We start from the raw sequence: 15,446 nt of genomic DNA on the forward strand, positions 1-15,446 counted from the left end.
ACCATGCTCCACGACGCCATTCAATTCATCGTAGAAACCGTCGGTGCCTGGGGCTACACCGGGATTTTCCTGATGATGGCGCTGGAGTCGAGCTTCTTCCCCTTCCCCAGCGAAGTGGTGATGATTCCGGCGGGCTACCTCGCCTACAAGGGCGAGATGAACCTGTGGCTGGCCATCCTCTCAGGCATCGGCGGCAGCCTTGCGGGGGCGCTTTTCAACTACTGGCTGGCGCTGAAACTCGGCCGACCCTTCCTGCTGCGCTACGGCAAATACGTGCTGTTCAAGGAACACTCGCTGCAACGAATGGAAGACTTCTTCGCGCGCCACGGCCACATCTCCACTTTCACTGGGCGGCTGATTCCCGCGGTGCGGCAGTACATCTCGCTGCCCGCCGGCCTCGCGCGCATGAATCTCGCCGTCTTCAGCTTTTACACCAGTCTCGGCGCCGGCATCTGGGTCACGATCCTCGCCGTCCTCGGCTACACCATCGGCCACAACGAAGCCGCCCTCCGCGACAACCTGAAGCTGATCACGCTCATCACCCTGGGCGCGGTCGCGGTGATCATCCTGCTCTACGTACGCATCAAGCTGAAGAAAAAAATCATACGCTGACCACGTCTGGGATCGCTGCGGCGTGCCCCAGAGCGGACACCGCGCGGCCAAACGAATCTCGGTGAGGTTGACCCATGCGGGTCAGGACCGCGCTCATGGGAGAGCTTCGAGCGCGGTCTGGCCTTATGGCTTGCGTGTGGCGATCAGGCTCGCGATGACGCTGGCGCCGATCAGCACTGAGACGACCACAAGCGAGATCACCACCGGCAGGTGAATCCAGGGCGCGATCAGCATCTTGGTGCCGATGAAGGTGAGTACCATGGCAAAGCCATATTTCAGCAGATGGAAGCGGTCCGCCACATCGGCGAGCAGGAAATGCAGCGCCCGCAGACCCAGGATGGCGAAGATGTTGGACGTGAAGACAATGAACGGGTCGGTGGTGATGGCGAAAATAGCCGGGATGGAATCCACTGCGAACACCACGTCTGACACCTCGATCAGGATCAGCACCAGGAACAGCGGCTGAAATAGCGCACGCCGTCCTTCACCACGGTAAATTTCTCGCCGTGATAGTCCTTGTGGATTCTCAGATGCCGGTGCGCGAGCCTGAGCACCGGGTTTTTTTCCAGGTCCGGCGCCTTCTCCGCCATGACCAGCATGCGGATGCCGGTAACGACCGGGAATACGCCGAATAGATGGAGTACCCTCTGACTGAGCCCGGCCAGGGCGGCGATGATTCTGTAAATTCGCACGGCGTTGTCCAGCCCAGGCCGGCGGCCGCGAAGTTTGAACTTGCTACAGCGCGTTGCTCACAGAGGTTTTCAGGCAAAATGCCGGCTTCACCACACCAGAGTCGCGTGCCCACGGGCAAGGGGCGACTTGCATATGGACATAGCGTTACTCCTGTTCCTCATTCTGCTCAACGGCGTTTTCGCCATGTCGGAAATCGCCGTGGTGTCCTCGCGCAAGGCCCGCCTGCAGCGGCTGGCGGACGACGGCAGCCCCGGGGCGCACTCGGCGCTGGCCCTCCACGCCGACCCTTCGACTTTCCTCTCCACCATTCAGGTAGGCATCACCTCCATCGGGATTCTCAGCGGCGCCATCGGCGAAGCCGCGCTGGCCGACCCTCTGGCGGTCTGGCTGGCGCAGTTCACCCTGTTCGAACCCTATGCCCGCGGCATCGCGCTCACGATCGTGGTATTCGGCCTGACCTATTTTGCCGTTGTAGTCGGCGAACTGGTTCCCAAACGTCTGGCCCTGCTGGCACCGGAAGGCACCGCCTCGCTGATCGCACGGCCCATGAACATGTTGTCGCGCCTCACGCGGCCCGTGGTGTGGCTGCTGTCGGCGTCCTCCAGTGTGCTGTTGCGCATGATGGGCGCACGCCGCAAGGAAGAGCCGCCGGTGACCGACGATGAAATCAACGTGCTGATGGGCCAGGGCGCCGAAGCCGGGGTATTCCATCAAAGCGAACAGGAGATCGTTTTCAATGTGTTGCGCCTGGACGAGCAGCGCCTCGGCGCGATCATGACCCATCGCACCGATATTTATCTGATCGATCTCGACGATCCGGAAGACGAGATCCGCCATCTGATTGCAGAAAGTCCCTATGAGCGCATTGTGGTCTGCCGCGACGGTCTCGACCATGTCGCCGGGATCCTGCGCACGTCCGACCTGCTCAAGCCCGCGCTGACCGGCGGCCCGCTGAATATCGAAGCCGCCTTGCGCGCGCCCCTGTATGTGCCGGATAGCGTCAGCACCACCCAACTGCTCGAAAGCTTTCGCAAGGCGCGCATGCAGTTCGCGCTGATCGTTGATGAATACGGTGATCTGGAAGGCCTGGTGACCTTAACCGACGTGCTGACCTCCATCGTGGGTGATTTACCTTCCTACGATTCGCCCGACGAGCAGGACGTGGTCGAACGCGAAGATGGTTCCTGGCTCGTGGATGGCAGCGTGACCATCGAACGGCTCAAGTCGGTCCTGGAGTTCGACGATGAACTGCCGGGCGAGGAAGAGAATGCGTTCAACACCCTGGGCGGGTTCGTCATGCACATGCTGGGACATATCCCAGCCGTGGCCGATCATTTCGAATGGGAAGATTGGCGTTTCGAAGTGATGGACATGGACCGGAACCGGGTGGACAAGATGCTGATCGCGCGCCTCGCAGCGGCTCAGAATTCGGCGGAGGCCAAATCATGACGGCGGCCGTCGAGCTTCGCTAAGCGCCGATCAGCCAACTCCGCCGGCTGGGTGCGCAGCACGCCAACATCCTGCCGGCAGTTTACCCGGAGGCCGCTTCCACCATCAGCCGCTTCATCTCCGCCACCGCCTCTTTCATGCCGACGAACAGCGCCTGCGCGACGATCGCGTGGCCGATGTTGAGCTCGTGGATCCCGGGTAGCGCGGCGATCGGCTGGACGTTGTGATAAGTGAGGCCGTGGCCGGCGTTGACGGTGAGGCCCAGACTGCGGCCGTAAGCGACGGCGGTGCGGATACGCTCGAACTCGACGATGCGGGCAGCATCGGTTTCAGCGTCGGCGTAGGCGCCGGTGTGGATTTCGACCACCGGCGCGCCGGCCGCGAGCGCGGCGTCGAGCTGCGCGAAGTCGGGGTCGATGAAGAGCGAGACGCGGATGCCGGCCCCGGCGAGACGCTTGCAGGCGTCGGCGATTTTCGGCGCCTGGCCTTTGACGTCGAGCCCGCCTTCGGTGGTGAGTTCCTCGCGCTTTTCTGGCACCAGGCAGACGTCCTGCGGCCGGGTGGCGAGGGCGATGTCGAGCATCTCCCCGGTCACCGCCATTTCGAGGTTCATCTTGGTCTTCAGCACCTGGCGCAGGATCGCAACGTCGGCGTCCTGGATGTGGCGACGGTCTTCGCGCAGATGCAGCGTGATCGAATCGGCACCGGCGGTTTCCGCCAGCAGCGCGGCTTCCACCGGGCTGGGATAGCGGGTCTTGCGCACCTGGCGCAGGGTGGCGATGTGGTCGATGTTGACGCCGAGATAAATGCTCATTCCATTTCCAAATTAAAAAGATCGCGAAGGTGAGCCGCAGACAGTACGAACAGTACGGCAAGGCGAAACCGACAAAGAGATTTTTGATTTGGGGATGGAATCATGGATTCAGTTCTGTAAGTTCGCGTAACAGCTGGCGAGTATAAAGCGGCTTGGCGCCGAGGGTGTGGTTGATCAGGCTGCGCATCAGGGCCTTGGCTTCGGCCAGCGTGGCGGCCATCTCGAAGCGGTCGGCGGCCAGATCGATCAGGGTCTGGCCCGAGACCGGACAACCCGGCTGGCCGATGGCACGTAACGCACCCCGTTCGGGCTGGAATACATAGCGGCCGGCGGGATCAATCGGCGCACCGCTGTCCGCCTCGATATCGAAGGTGGCGCCATAGCCGATTTCGGACAGCAGGTTTTTTTCGAAGCGGCGCAATATCCGCTCGAAATACGTGGCGCGTTCGAAATCGGTGGCGCCGGTCTCGCCCGCCAGCAGGTCGAGGGTGGCGACGTAGCGGTCGTACAGCAGTTCGTGCGCGTCGCCGCGCGCCATCAGGCGCAGCAGCAGCTCATTGAGATAAAACCCGCACATCAGCGCGCGCCCCTGCGGCGGGGTCAGTCCACCCAGCCATTCGGCGCCATGCAGGGTTTTCAGATCGGATTTGCCGAACCACGACAGCGAGAGCGGGGTGAACGGCTGCATCAGCCCGCGCAGCGCGGAGGCGGGACGCCGCGCGCCGCGCGCGATCAGCGACACGCGGCCGTGGCCGCGGGTGAAGACTTCTGCCACCACGCTGGTTTCCTTGAACGGATAGGTGTGGAGGATGAAGCCGGGTTCGTTGTTGATGCGAGCGTCGCCGGACATGCTTTAGGGATCCACGAAGTGGACGGACCACACCTCAGTCGATTCCCAGCGACTTCAGCATGCGCACGTCGTCGGCCCAGCCGCCCTTTACCTTGACCCAGACTTCCAGGTAGACCTTGCTGTCGAATGCACGCTCCATGTCGAGCCGAGCCTGGGTGGAGATGGTCTTGAGTTTTTCACCACCTTTGCCGATCAGTATCGGCTTGTGGCTGTCACGGTCGACCAGGATGGTGGCGAAGATGCGGCGCAGATTGCCTTCTTCCTCGAATTTGTCGATCTGGACAGCGACCGCGTAGGGAATTTCCTCGCCGCACAGACGGAACACCTTCTCGCGGATCAGTTCGGCCGCGAGCTGGCGTTCGGTCTGGTCGGTGACGTCGTCTTCCTCGAACAGCGGCGCGTTTTCCGGCAGGTGGGTTTGCAGGGTTTTCAGCAGCTCGTCGAGGTTGCTGCCCTGCTTGGCCGACACGGGAACGATCTCGGTGAAGCCATGGGCCGCCGAAACTTCCTGCAGATACGCCATCAGCTCGCCGCGGTCCTTGACCTGGTCGATCTTGTTCACCACCAGGATCAGCGGGCGATCCTTGGGCAACAGCTCCATCACCTGACGGTCTTCCTTCTTCAGGCGGCCCGCTTCGACCAGCATCATCACCAGGTCGGTGTCCGACAGGGTTTCGCGCACGCGCTTGTTCATCGCGCGGTTCATGGTGCTGGCGTGGCGCGTCTGGAAGCCTGGCGTGTCGACAAACACGAACTGCGCTTCGTCGGTGGTGTGGATGCCCATCACCCGGTGGCGCGTGGTTTGCGCCTTGCGCGAAGTAATGCTGACCTTCTGCCCGACGATGCGGTTGAGCAGCGTCGACTTGCCGACGTTGGGGCGGCCGACAATGGCGATGAGGCCACACTTGAACTGGCTCATATTGATAGTTGGCTCATTTTTGCAATGCGGCGCACGCCTGGCGTGCGGCCTCCTGTTCGGCGGCGCGGCGGCTCTTGCCGATGCCGCGCGTATTGAGTGCGGGCTTCGCCAGCACGCACTCGACGATAAAGCTCTGGTCGTGCGCTTCGCCCTGGGTGTCGACCAGCCGGTAGTCCGGTAGCGGCAAGCGGCGCGACTGCAGGATTTCCTGCAATTGCGTCTTCGGGTCCTTGCCCGAGGCGGAGGGGTCGATTTGCGCCACCAGCGGGTCGAACAGGCCGCGCACCACGCGTTGCGCGGCGTCGAAGCCGGCGTCGAGAAAAACCGCGCCGAACAGCGATTCGAGCGCGTCGGCCAGGATCGAGGGGCGGCGGAAGCCGCCGCTCTTGAGTTCGCCCTCACCCAGGCGCAGGCTCTCGCCCAGCTTCAGTTCAACCGCGATGTCGGCCAGGGTTTCCTGCCGCACCAGGTTGGCGCGCAGGCGCGACAGGCTGCCTTCCGGCAAATCGGGAAACGCGTCGTACAACGCGCGTGCAACCGAGCAGTTGAGCACCGAGTCGCCCAGAAATTCGAGCCGCTCGTTGTTCAGCGCAGCGTAGCTGCGGTGCGTCAGCGCCTGGGTCAAGAGCTCGGGGCGGGTGAAGGTATAGCCCAGCGCCTGCTGCAGGCGCTGGTTCAGCAGGGCATTATTCAATCCGGGGGGGCGCGGCGTTGGGGTCGGAGCTGGCGCTGAAGTCGACCACCAGGCTGACATTGCCGACCAGCTTGGTGCGGAAAGCGTAATCGGCGGAAATCACCGGAACACCGCCGCGACGGTCGATGCTGAGGTCCTCCGGCTTGACCTCGGTGACATAGGCCACGCCGGCACGGCGTGAAAAATCGTTGCGGATTTCAGCATTGCTTTTCGATCTGAGATCGGATTCCTGCCCCATCGTCGACAGGACCTTCTTCACCGAGAAGAATTCGATATAGGCCGGGACCAGTTTCATCGCCAACATGGCCAGCATGATCGCGATCACGGCAAAGAACAGGAAACCGATCATGGAAACGCCGCGCTGTCTGGATTGGATGGTGCGTGCAAAGTTCATGCTGTCTCCTTATCGAATGGTGTTGCCGATGCGTCCGAAATCGTCGAAGTTCATCCAGATGAAAAAGGCCTTGCCGACGATGTTCTGGTCCGGGACGAAGCCCCAGTAACGGCTGTCGTTGCTGGCGTCGCGGTTGTCGCCCATCGTGAAGTAATGGCCCGCCGGCACCTTGCAGGCAAAACCCTCACCTTCGGCATTGTATGAGCAGTTTTCACGGTAGGGGAAGTCCATCACCTGGGGCGGGTATACCGAGGGCTTGCCCGGCTCGGCCATCATGGTGTGGCCGACGCCATTGAGGTGTTCCTGGTAGACCATCGCGGTGACATAGCTGAGGCCGTTGCCGACGTAGCTGTAGGTGCCGGCATTGTCGAGCCGGACCGGCTGGCCGTTGACGCTGAGCTTCTTGTCGCGGTATTCGATCAGGTCGCCCGGCACGCCAATGACCCGCTTGATGTAGTCCAGCCCCGGGTCGGCCGGGTAGCGGAACACCATGACGTCGCCGCGCGCCGGGCTGTTCAGCTCGACCACTTTCTTGTTGATGACCGGCAGGCGGATGCCGTAGGTGTACTTGTTGACCAGGATGAAGTCCCCGATCAGCAGCGTCGGCATCATCGAGCCTGACGGAATCTTGAACGGCTCGACCAGGAAGGAGCGCAGGCCGAACACGATCAGGATGACCGGGAAGAAGCTCTTGGCGTATTCGACCAGCAAGGGTTCGCGGACATCCTTGTCGCGGAAGCGCCGGAACACCAGCACGTCGAGCAGCCAAATGCCGCCGGTGACGACCAGCGCAATGAAAAGGATGAGGGCAAAGTTCATGGTTACTTGTCCGAGACTTGGAGGATCGCAAGAAAGGCTTCCTGCGGGATTTCGACGTTGCCGACCTGCTTCATGCGACGCTTGCCGGCTTTCTGCTTTTCCAGCAGCTTTTTCTTGCGGGTGATATCGCCGCCGTAGCACTTGGCGAGCACGTTCTTGCGCAACGCCTTGACGTTCTCGCGCGCGATGATGTTGGCGCCGATCGCCGCCTGCACCGCGACATCGAACATCTGGCGCGGGATCAGTTCGCGCATCTTGGAGGCGAGCTCGCGTCCGCGGTACACGCTGGTGGCACGGTGCACGATCAGCGATAGCGCGTCGACCTTCTCGTTGTTGACCAGGATGTCGAGCTTGACCAGGTCGCCGGCGCGGTACTCCTTGAATTCGTAGTCGAGCGAGGCGTAGCCGCGGCTGGTCGACTTCAGCTTGTCGAAGAAGTCCATCACCACTTCGTTCATCGGCAGGTCGTAGCGCAACATGACCTGGCGGCCGTGGTACTGCATGTCGAGCTGCATACCACGCTTCTGATTGCACAGCGTGATGACGTTGCCGACGAATTCTTCCGGAACGAAAATCGTCGCGGTAATGATGGGCTCACGGATTTCCTCGATCTTCGACAGTTCGGGCAGCTTGAACGGGTTCTCGACGTTGATCAGCGTCCCGTCCTTCATCAGCACCTCGTACACCACCGTCGGCGCGGTGGTGATCAGGTCCATGTCGTACTCGCGCTCCAGCCGCTCCTGCACGATGTCCATGTGCAACAGCCCGAGGAAGCCGCAGCGGAAGCCGAAGCCCAGCGCTTGCGACACCTCGGGCTCGAACTGCAGCGCCGCGTCGTTCAGCTGCAGCTTGGTCAGCGCATCCCGCAGGTTCTCGAAATCGTGCGACTCGACCGGATAGAGGCCGGCAAACACCTGCGACTGCACTTTCTTGAAGCCCGGCAGCGCCTCGCTGGCGGGGCGGTCGAGCAGCGTGATGGTGTCGCCCACCTGCGCCGCCTTGAGTTCCTTGATGCCGGCGATCACAAAACCCACCTCGCCCGCCGACAGCTGCGGCCGATCGACCGATTTCGGCGTAAACACGCCGACATGCTCGGTCAGGTGCTGCGCGCCGCTGGCCATGAAACGGATCTTGTCCTTGGGTTTCAGCACGCCGTCGACCACCCGCACCAGCATCACGACGCCGACGTAGTTGTCGAACCACGAGTCGATGATCAAGGCCTTCAGCGGCGCACTTTCGTCACCGCGCGGCGGCGGCACCTGTTTCACCACCACTTCGAGGATTTCGGGGATGCCGATGCCGGACTTGGCCGAGGCGCGCACCGCGTCGGTCGCGTCGAGCCCGACAATGTCCTCGATTTCCTCCGCGACCCGGTCCGGGTCGGCCGCCGGCAGGTCGATCTTGTTCAGTACCGGAATGACCTCGACGCCAAGGTCGATCGCGGTGTAGCAGTTGGCCACGGTCTGCGCTTCCACCCCCTGCGAGGCGTCGACCACCAGGAGCGCACCTTCGCAGGCAGAGAGCGAGCGGCTGACTTCGTAGGAGAAGTCGACGTGGCCGGGCGTGTCGATCAGGTTCAGGCGGTAGATCTTGCCATCCTGCGCCTTGTAGGTCAGCGCGGCGGTCTGCGCCTTGATGGTGATGCCGCGCTCCTTCTCCAGGTCCATCGAGTCGAGCACCTGCGCTTCCATCTCGCGCTCGGACAGGCCGCCGCAAAACTGGATCAGGCGGTCGGCGAGCGTGGACTTGCCGTGGTCGATATGGGCAATGATGGAGAAATTGCGGATCAGGTTCTGGGACACAGCAAAACGGGCACGCTTCCGTGCCCGGTCAGGGATTCGATAAGACCCCGAATTTTAACGGATTTTGCTGTCAGCTGGGTCCTGAATTCCGGTGCAGCCAATCGCGTAGCGCCGGCAGGTTGAGCTCGTGGCGGCAGATTTCGACGTCAGCGTCGAACAACAGCGGCACATCCCAGCCATAGCGGGCCTTGAGCGCCGGATCGGCATCCACATCCACCGCCTGCAGGCGATGGCCACCCGCCTCGGCCAACGGCCGCACCGCATCGGCCATGTCCTCGCACAGCGGGCAGCCCGCCCGGGTATAGAACGTGAGGGTTCTACTCACCCGAAATTTTCAGCGGGATATACAGCGAGCCCTCGCCACGCCGCACCAGGATGGCCGCACTCTTGCCCTTGGGCACCGCCGCGATGGCCTTGCGGAAGGTCTCGACCGTGGCAACCTTGCCATTGTTGACCGCCAGGATCACGTCGCCGACGCGGATGCCCGCGCGCGCAGCGTCGCCGGTCACCTCTTCCACCAGCAGGCCGTGATCGATCCTGAGCTCGCGCCGCTGTTCGGGCGTCAGTTCGGACAGCGCCAGCCCGCCGCGTGAATAGGTCTTGCCGGCCTTGCCGGCGACCTCCTCTTCGCCCGGCAACTCCTGCAGTTCCACCGTGACGGTCTGCATCTTGCCTTTGCGCCAGACCTGCAGCGGAATCTTCGTCCCGGGCTTGGTCACGCCGACCATGCGCGGCAGGTCGCCGGAATTCTCCACCGGGCGGCCGCCGAACTGGAGGATCACGTCGGAGGCCTGCAGACCGGCACGCGCAGCCGGGCCGTCGGCCTGCACCTGCGACACCAGCGCACCGCGCGGGCGATCCAGCCCGAAGGACTCGGCCAGATCGGCCGTCACTTCCTGGATCACCACGCCCAGCCAGCCGCGTGACACCTTGCCGCCGGCTTTCAGTTGCTCGACCACTTCCATCGCCACGTCGATCGGAATCGCGAACGAGACGCCCTGGTAGCCGCCGCTGCGGCTGTAGATCTGCGAATTGATGCCGACTACTTCGCCGCGCATGTTGAACAGCGGTCCGCCCGAGTTGCCGGGGTTGATCGGCACGTCGGTCTGGATATAGGGCACATAGCTTTCCGACGGCAGCGAGCGGCCCTTGGCTGAGACGATGCCGGCGGTGACCGAATTTTCGAAGCCGAACGGTGAACCGATCGCCGCCACCGCCTCGCCGACGCGCAGTTTGGCGGGGTCGCCCAGTTTGACCCGGGGCAGATTGCTGGCGGTGATCTTGATCACGGCCACGTCGGTCCGGCTGTCGGCGCCGATCACCTTGGCGCTGAACGTGCGCTTGTCGATCAGCTTGACCTCGACCTCGTCGGCGCCGCGCACCACGTGGGCGTTGGTCAGGATATAACCGTCGTTGCTGACGATGAAGCCCGAGCCGGCGCCGCGCGCGGGGATTTCCTGCGCGGGTCCGCGCGCGCCGGGCGCACCGGGTATACCCGGGAAAAAGCGGCGGAAGAACTCCTGCATCTCTTCGTCATTGGGCACGGCAAACGGGAAATTCTCTGCGCCGCGCTTGACCAGCTTGGTGGTACTGATGTTGACCACCGCCGGGCCATGCTGCTCGACCAGGTCGGCCACATCCATCACCTCACGGGCCGACGCCGGCGCCGACAGCGCAAACACCAGCACGGTCGTAGCCAAAGCTGTTCTCATCATGATCATCCTTTCCTCATGTGAATCGTGTTGTCGTTTTCGCGCCGCAGCACCACCGGCCGCGCCGCACGTCCGCCCCGGGCGATGAGCCAGGCCACCGCGCCGCCGATCAGCAGACCGCCGAGCGCCGCGGCGTCGCCGGGCACAAGGGCCTGCGCCAGCAAGGCGCCCGCAAGCATCAGGCCCAGCGGCAGGCCATAGGCACGCGCGGCACTCCGGAGCACACTGCCGCGCGCGATGCCGATCACGACGCGGTCGCCCGGGGACAGGGACAGGTCGCAATCGACCAGAAACTGACGGGGTTTGCGCTGGAACAGTTCGGCGATGCGGCGCGAGGCGCATCCATGGCCGCCGCAAGTGCCGCAGCCCGAGGGCTCGACCGCACGCACCCAGATGCCGTCGGCGGCACTTCTGACGACTTCGGCGGTTTGTTCCAGCATGGATGGACTGCCTATTTCTGCTTCACCGAGTTGCCGGCCTCGATCAGGGCCATGCTCGGCACTTCGCCCAGAGTGGTTACGGTATAACCATCGACCTCACGCGCATAGACGCCGATCACCCCTTCGGCCGACAGCCCCTGCAAGCGTTGCGCTTGGGGGTCGATCGGTTCGATGAACATCGACAGCACGCTCAGGCCATCGGTAAAGACCAGATGGGTTACCGGGGCAGCCTTGCCCGGCAGCGAACGCTTCGCTTCCTGCACCCGTGCATAACCCGGCGGTGGCGTCACGTTCCAGGTGCTTTCGGCCGCCTGGTCGAGGCTGGCCTTCTGGATCAGCTTGCCCTTCAGGTCATTGCGGAAGAGCTGGACATCGGGGACCTTGCCGATCTGGATTTCGGAAAAGACATACATCGACACCACGGTGCCGCTCTCGTTGACCATCCGTGACTTGAGCGGCAGGCCGGTCCGTTTGTCCAACCACAGGTTGTAGGCATGGCGGTAGCCGTCGCGCGGCTGCAGCGTTACCACCTGGCACAGCCGTCCCGCCACGCGCTCGGTACCACCGAGCCGGGCGTCGTAATGATCGAGCAGGCTGGCCGGTTGCGCGGGCAGCAGGGCCGGGAAGAAGCGGCGCAGCGTATTGCGTTCCAGCCGCACGTTCTTGCCGTCCGGCAGATGGCAGTACACGTCGTTGTTGACGCGCAGGAACTGGCGCGGTGCGCCGTCCAGCACCTCGACCTTTTCCAGTTCGCCGTTGGCATCGGTACGGTGCATGACCCGCAACACCTCGACATGCTCGCCGTGGTGATAGACATATACGCCACTGTAGTTCTGCTGTTTGGCGGCGGCGACGGCCCGGTTGAGCCATTCAAGCGCGGCCGTATCGGCACGCGCCACGCCTGAGGCCAGCATCAGCCCGGCAAATCCGAACGCCCACCGCCCCATCCAGCCGCCCGACAGCGCCTGCATCAGCGGGGCTCCGCGGAAACCGCCATCACACGCTGGTAGGGCGACGCCACCGCCATCGGGGCGAATTCCTGGTGCACCACCATATAGGCCGCATAGCGGGCGTCGTCGCGCGCTTCATCCGCCGCCAGCACCGCCGGCTGGAAGCCCGGCGCCACCGCCAGCGGCGCGGTGACCGGTGCCTCCGACATCAGGCCGGTCAGGGAAACCATGCCCCATACCGCCAGCGAGGCAAACGAGGCCACGGCCACGCGCTGTGGCCACACGCTGCGACGCGGCGCGAGCACGGTCGGTTCGTCCGCCAGCTGTGCCGAGAAGCGTGACATGAAGTCATCCTGCAGCGGCGCCACACCGCGCATCAGGTCGCCGACCAGATGGTAGTCTGACCAGGTCTGGCGCAGACTGCTGTCCTGCTTCAGGGCCGCCATGCAGGCTTCGGTCTCGGTTTGTGTCGTCTCGCCGTCGAGCGCAGCAGACAACATCTGCAGACCGTCGTCAGGTTGAACCGGGGAATGGGGGTCGGGTTTGCGAAGCGCTGACATGATTACCACCTTTTATCCAGACTGGTGCCCAGCATCGGGCGAATTTTTTCCGCAATGGCCTCGCGCGCACGAAAAATCCGCGAGCGCACGGTACCGATCGGACATTCCATCATCTGCGCGATTTCTTCGTAGCTCATGCCTTCGATTTCGCGCAGCGTGATGGCTGTCCGTAACTCCTCGGGCAGCGCGTCGACCGCCTCGTTGACTGCTTTGGCGATCTGCTTGCTCTGGAGTTCCGCTTCCGGCGTCGCGATATCGCGCAGCAGGTCGCCTTCTTCATAATTCTCCGCGTCTTCCGCCTGCACGTCGCTCGACACTGGCTGGCGCTTGTGCGCCACCAGATAGTTCTTCGCTGTGTTGACGGCAATTCGATACAGCCAGGTGTAGAACGCACTCTCGCCACGAAAGCCGGGCAACGCACGATAGGCCTTGATGAACGCTTCCTGCGTAATGTCTTCCACCTCCGCCGCATCGCGCACCATGCGCGACAGCAGCCGCCCGAGCTTGCGGTGATATTTGATCACCAACAGCTCGAACGCACGTTTGTCGCCCTGTTGGGCGCGTTCGACCAATACCTGATCCAGTTCGCGGTCCGACATAACTCCCTGCAGCTTCTTATTGATTGTCGAAAGTATACGTGACCGCAACTTCCTGGCTATGGGAGCCAGCCCCGGACAAAAAGTTCACCCGGGGGCGGCCCCGGATGAGCGCACTATATTCGGGCCTGCTATTATCGCCGGCGACCATGCACAGACACGACGTCCTCATCCTCGGCAGCGGCCTCGCCGCGCTGACCACCGCGCTCAGGCTTGCCGACCAGCGCCGCGTCGCCATCGTCACCAAGCGCGAGATGACCGATGGCGCCAGCGACTGGGCGCAGGGCGGCATCGCGGCGGCGGTCGACAGCGGCGATTCGATCGAGGCCCACGTCCACGACACCCTGGTTGCCGGCGCCGGCCTGTGCGACGAGGCCGTCACCCGCCTGGTGGCCAGCCGCGCGAGCGAGATGATCGCCTGGCTGACCGCCAGCGGCGTCACTTTCACCCCCGATCCTCAGGCGCCCGGCGGCCTGCATCTGGCGCGCGAAGGCGGGCATTCCCGCCGCCGGGTGGTGCACGCGGCCGATGCCACCGGCCATGCGGTGCAGACCAGCCTGCTCGACCGGGTGCGCGCCCACCCCAATATCGACACCTTCGAGCAGCACGTCGCCATCGACCTCATTACCGGCAAGCGCGCCGGCGGCAAGGCACGGCAGATTCACGGCGCCTATGCGTTGAACAAGGGCAGCGGCGAGGTCGAGACCTTCGCCGCCGGCCACACCGTGCTCGCCACCGGCGGCGCCGGCAAGGTCTACCTCTACACCACCAACCCGGACACCTCAACCGGCGACGGCATCGCGATGGCGTGGCGCGCCGGCTGCCGCGTGGCCAACCTGGAGTTCGTGCAGTTCCACCCGACCTGCCTGTACCACCCGCACGCCAAGTCCTTCCTGATCAGCGAAGCGGTGCGCGGCGAAGGCGGCCACCTGCTGCTGCCCGACGGCAGCCGCTTCATGCAATACCACGACCCGCGCGCCGAACTCGCGCCGCGCGACGTGGTAGCGCGTGCGATCGACTTCGAAATGAAAAAGCGCGGTATCGACTGCGTCTATCTCGACATCAGCCACAAGCCGGCCGACTTCATTCGCGAGCATTTCCCGACCATCCACCGCCGCTGCCTCGAGCTGGGCATCGACATCACCACGCAGCCGATTCCGGTGGTGCCGGCCGCGCACTACACCTGCGGCGGCGTGGTCACCGATCTGAACGCACGCACCGACCTGTGCAACCTGCATGCGGTGGGCGAGGTCACGTTTACCGGCCTGCACGGTGCCAACCGGCTGGCGTCGAACTCGCTGCTCGAATGCCTGGTGTTCGGCCACGCTGCCGCCGCCGACATCCTCGCCACCCCGCCTGCGCCGTCGCTCGATCTGCCGGACTGGGACGCCTCGCGCGTCACCGATCCGGATGAGGAAGTGGTGATCTCGCACAACTGGGACGAGCTGCGCCGCTTCATGTGGGACTACGTCGGCATCGTGCGCACCAACAAGCGGCTGACCCGGGCGGCGCACCGCATCCGTCTGCTGCGCGCCGAAATCGACGAGTTCTACCGCCATTTTCGCGTCAGCAACGACCTGATCGAGCTGCGCAACCTGGTGCTCAGCGCCGACCTGATCATCCGCAGCGCGCAGTTGCGGCAGGAAAGCCGTGGACTGCACTACAGCCGCGACTACCCCGACACGCTGCCGATCGCCGGCAACACCGTGCTCAACCCGCACCCGGGGCTGTTGTGTCCGAGCGTGTGTGGCGCGCCCAGCGAAGCGACACCCTGAGGCGCCGCAGGTCGTCGGCCGGCGCGCTGTCCGGCAGCAGGGTGCGCGTCCGCACCGCGCCGTCGTCGTCCCGATAACGCAGGACGATCAGCGCCGGTGACACAAAACTGTCGCCCAGCACCGCCATCGCCCGCCATTCGCCTGCCGCGTCCTGACATTGCAGTTCGCCGTCCGCGCCGATCCGCAGGCGGATGACGGGTGCGGCACGGCGTGCCGAGCCCACCGCCAGCCCAATTACCCCCGCGCCCAGCGCCAGTTGCCAGCCTGCCGGCAGCGCCGCCAGGCCCACGGCCAAGAGCGCAAGCGCGGCCATACCCGTCTGCAACCACCCCAGTCGCCGTGAGGGTTTGAGCTCAATCTCGCGCAT

At 63.9% G+C, this 15,446-nt stretch carries 19 protein-coding genes; 3 read left to right on the forward strand and 16 right to left on the reverse strand.

Annotation, left to right across the window (positions count from 1 at the left end):
• Positions 1–3: 3 nt before the first annotated feature.
• Entirely contained in the window at positions 4–612 is a 609-nt protein-coding gene (locus Q8R61_RS06100) for a DedA family protein (RefSeq protein ID WP_305535279.1), read from the forward strand.
• Between the two features lie 123 nt (positions 613–735).
• Here the strand turns inward: Q8R61_RS06100 and Q8R61_RS14935 are convergent, their stop codons facing one another.
• Complete coding sequence (locus Q8R61_RS14935) at positions 736–1,062, reverse strand: hypothetical protein (protein WP_371133562.1); 327 nt, start codon at positions 1,060–1,062, stop codon at positions 736–738.
• Entirely contained in the window at positions 1,056–1,304 is a 249-nt protein-coding gene (locus Q8R61_RS14940; protein ID WP_371133563.1) for a hypothetical protein, read from the reverse strand. Before Q8R61_RS14940 ends, Q8R61_RS14935 begins: the two co-directional genes overlap by 7 nt.
• A 133-nt stretch (positions 1,305–1,437) precedes the next feature.
• Here Q8R61_RS14940 and Q8R61_RS06110 point away from each other — a divergent pair, with 133 nt between their 5' ends.
• The gene (locus Q8R61_RS06110) at positions 1,438–2,754 is read left to right on the forward strand and encodes a hemolysin family protein (protein WP_305535280.1); all 1,317 of its coding nucleotides are present in this window, start codon (positions 1,438–1,440) and stop codon (positions 2,752–2,754) included.
• Between the two features lie 82 nt (positions 2,755–2,836).
• Here Q8R61_RS06110 and pdxJ read toward each other — a convergent pair whose 3' ends face one another.
• From pdxJ to rpoE, 13 genes are all read right to left on the reverse strand, one after another.
• Positions 2,837–3,568, reverse strand: a complete 732-nt coding sequence (gene pdxJ, locus Q8R61_RS06115; RefSeq protein WP_305535281.1) for a pyridoxine 5'-phosphate synthase — start codon at positions 3,566–3,568, stop codon at positions 2,837–2,839.
• Positions 3,569–3,668: 100 nt separating this feature from the next.
• Positions 3,669–4,418, reverse strand: coding sequence for a DNA repair protein RecO (gene recO / locus Q8R61_RS06120; RefSeq protein WP_305535283.1), 750 nt, complete (start codon positions 4,416–4,418; stop codon positions 3,669–3,671).
• Positions 4,419–4,452: 34 nt separating this feature from the next.
• Positions 4,453–5,337: a GTPase Era gene (era, locus tag Q8R61_RS06125; protein WP_305535285.1), complete on the reverse strand. Its 885-nt coding sequence runs from the start codon at positions 5,335–5,337 to the stop codon at positions 4,453–4,455.
• Between the two features lie 13 nt (positions 5,338–5,350).
• The gene (gene rnc, locus Q8R61_RS06130; protein WP_305535287.1) at positions 5,351–6,031 is read right to left on the reverse strand and encodes a ribonuclease III; all 681 of its coding nucleotides are present in this window, start codon (positions 6,029–6,031) and stop codon (positions 5,351–5,353) included.
• Positions 6,024–6,425 carry a DUF4845 domain-containing protein gene (locus Q8R61_RS06135; RefSeq protein ID WP_305535289.1) on the reverse strand — a complete coding sequence of 134 codons (402 nt, stop codon included), beginning with the start codon at positions 6,423–6,425 and terminating at the stop codon, positions 6,024–6,026. Before Q8R61_RS06135 ends, rnc begins: the two co-directional genes overlap by 8 nt.
• A 9-nt stretch (positions 6,426–6,434) precedes the next feature.
• Positions 6,435–7,244, reverse strand: a complete 810-nt coding sequence (gene lepB / locus Q8R61_RS06140) for a signal peptidase I (RefSeq protein WP_305535290.1) — start codon at positions 7,242–7,244, stop codon at positions 6,435–6,437.
• 2 nt (positions 7,245–7,246) lie between these two features.
• On the reverse strand, positions 7,247–9,046 hold the full coding sequence (gene lepA, locus Q8R61_RS06145) for a translation elongation factor 4 (RefSeq protein ID WP_305535291.1): 1,800 nt from the start codon (positions 9,044–9,046) through the stop codon (positions 7,247–7,249).
• A gap of 70 nt (positions 9,047–9,116) precedes the next feature.
• The gene (locus Q8R61_RS06150; protein WP_305535293.1) at positions 9,117–9,371 is read right to left on the reverse strand and encodes a glutaredoxin family protein; all 255 of its coding nucleotides are present in this window, start codon (positions 9,369–9,371) and stop codon (positions 9,117–9,119) included.
• The gene (locus tag Q8R61_RS06155) at positions 9,364–10,761 is read right to left on the reverse strand and encodes a DegQ family serine endoprotease (RefSeq protein WP_305535295.1); all 1,398 of its coding nucleotides are present in this window, start codon (positions 10,759–10,761) and stop codon (positions 9,364–9,366) included. The genes Q8R61_RS06150 and Q8R61_RS06155 overlap by 8 nt, the downstream gene beginning before the upstream one ends.
• A 2-nt stretch (positions 10,762–10,763) precedes the next feature.
• The gene (locus Q8R61_RS06160) at positions 10,764–11,198 is read right to left on the reverse strand and encodes a SoxR reducing system RseC family protein (RefSeq protein WP_305535297.1); all 435 of its coding nucleotides are present in this window, start codon (positions 11,196–11,198) and stop codon (positions 10,764–10,766) included.
• A gap of 11 nt (positions 11,199–11,209) precedes the next feature.
• Positions 11,210–12,169, reverse strand: a complete 960-nt coding sequence (locus Q8R61_RS06165; protein ID WP_305535299.1) for a MucB/RseB C-terminal domain-containing protein — start codon at positions 12,167–12,169, stop codon at positions 11,210–11,212.
• Positions 12,169–12,708 carry a sigma-E factor negative regulatory protein gene (locus Q8R61_RS06170; protein ID WP_305535301.1) on the reverse strand — a complete coding sequence of 180 codons (540 nt, stop codon included), beginning with the start codon at positions 12,706–12,708 and terminating at the stop codon, positions 12,169–12,171. Before Q8R61_RS06170 ends, Q8R61_RS06165 begins: the two co-directional genes overlap by 1 nt.
• Positions 12,709–12,710: 2 nt before the next feature.
• Positions 12,711–13,307, reverse strand: coding sequence for an RNA polymerase sigma factor RpoE (gene rpoE, locus Q8R61_RS06175; protein WP_305535303.1), 597 nt, complete (start codon positions 13,305–13,307; stop codon positions 12,711–12,713).
• 146 nt (positions 13,308–13,453) lie between these two features.
• Here rpoE and nadB point away from each other — a divergent pair, with 146 nt between their 5' ends.
• A complete protein-coding gene (gene nadB, locus Q8R61_RS06180) occupies positions 13,454–15,079 on the forward strand; it encodes an L-aspartate oxidase (RefSeq protein WP_305535305.1) in 1,626 nt (541 codons plus the stop codon).
• On the opposite strand, the gene Q8R61_RS06185 is transcribed toward nadB, so the two are convergent.
• Positions 15,015–15,446 (reverse strand): protein YgfX, encoded by a 432-nt coding sequence (locus Q8R61_RS06185; protein ID WP_305535307.1) that lies wholly within the window; start codon positions 15,444–15,446, stop codon positions 15,015–15,017. The genes nadB and Q8R61_RS06185 overlap by 65 nt on opposite strands.

The organism is Thiobacillus sp. (assembly GCF_030696885.1).
GTDB lineage: Bacteria > Pseudomonadota > Gammaproteobacteria > Burkholderiales > Thiobacillaceae > Thiobacillus.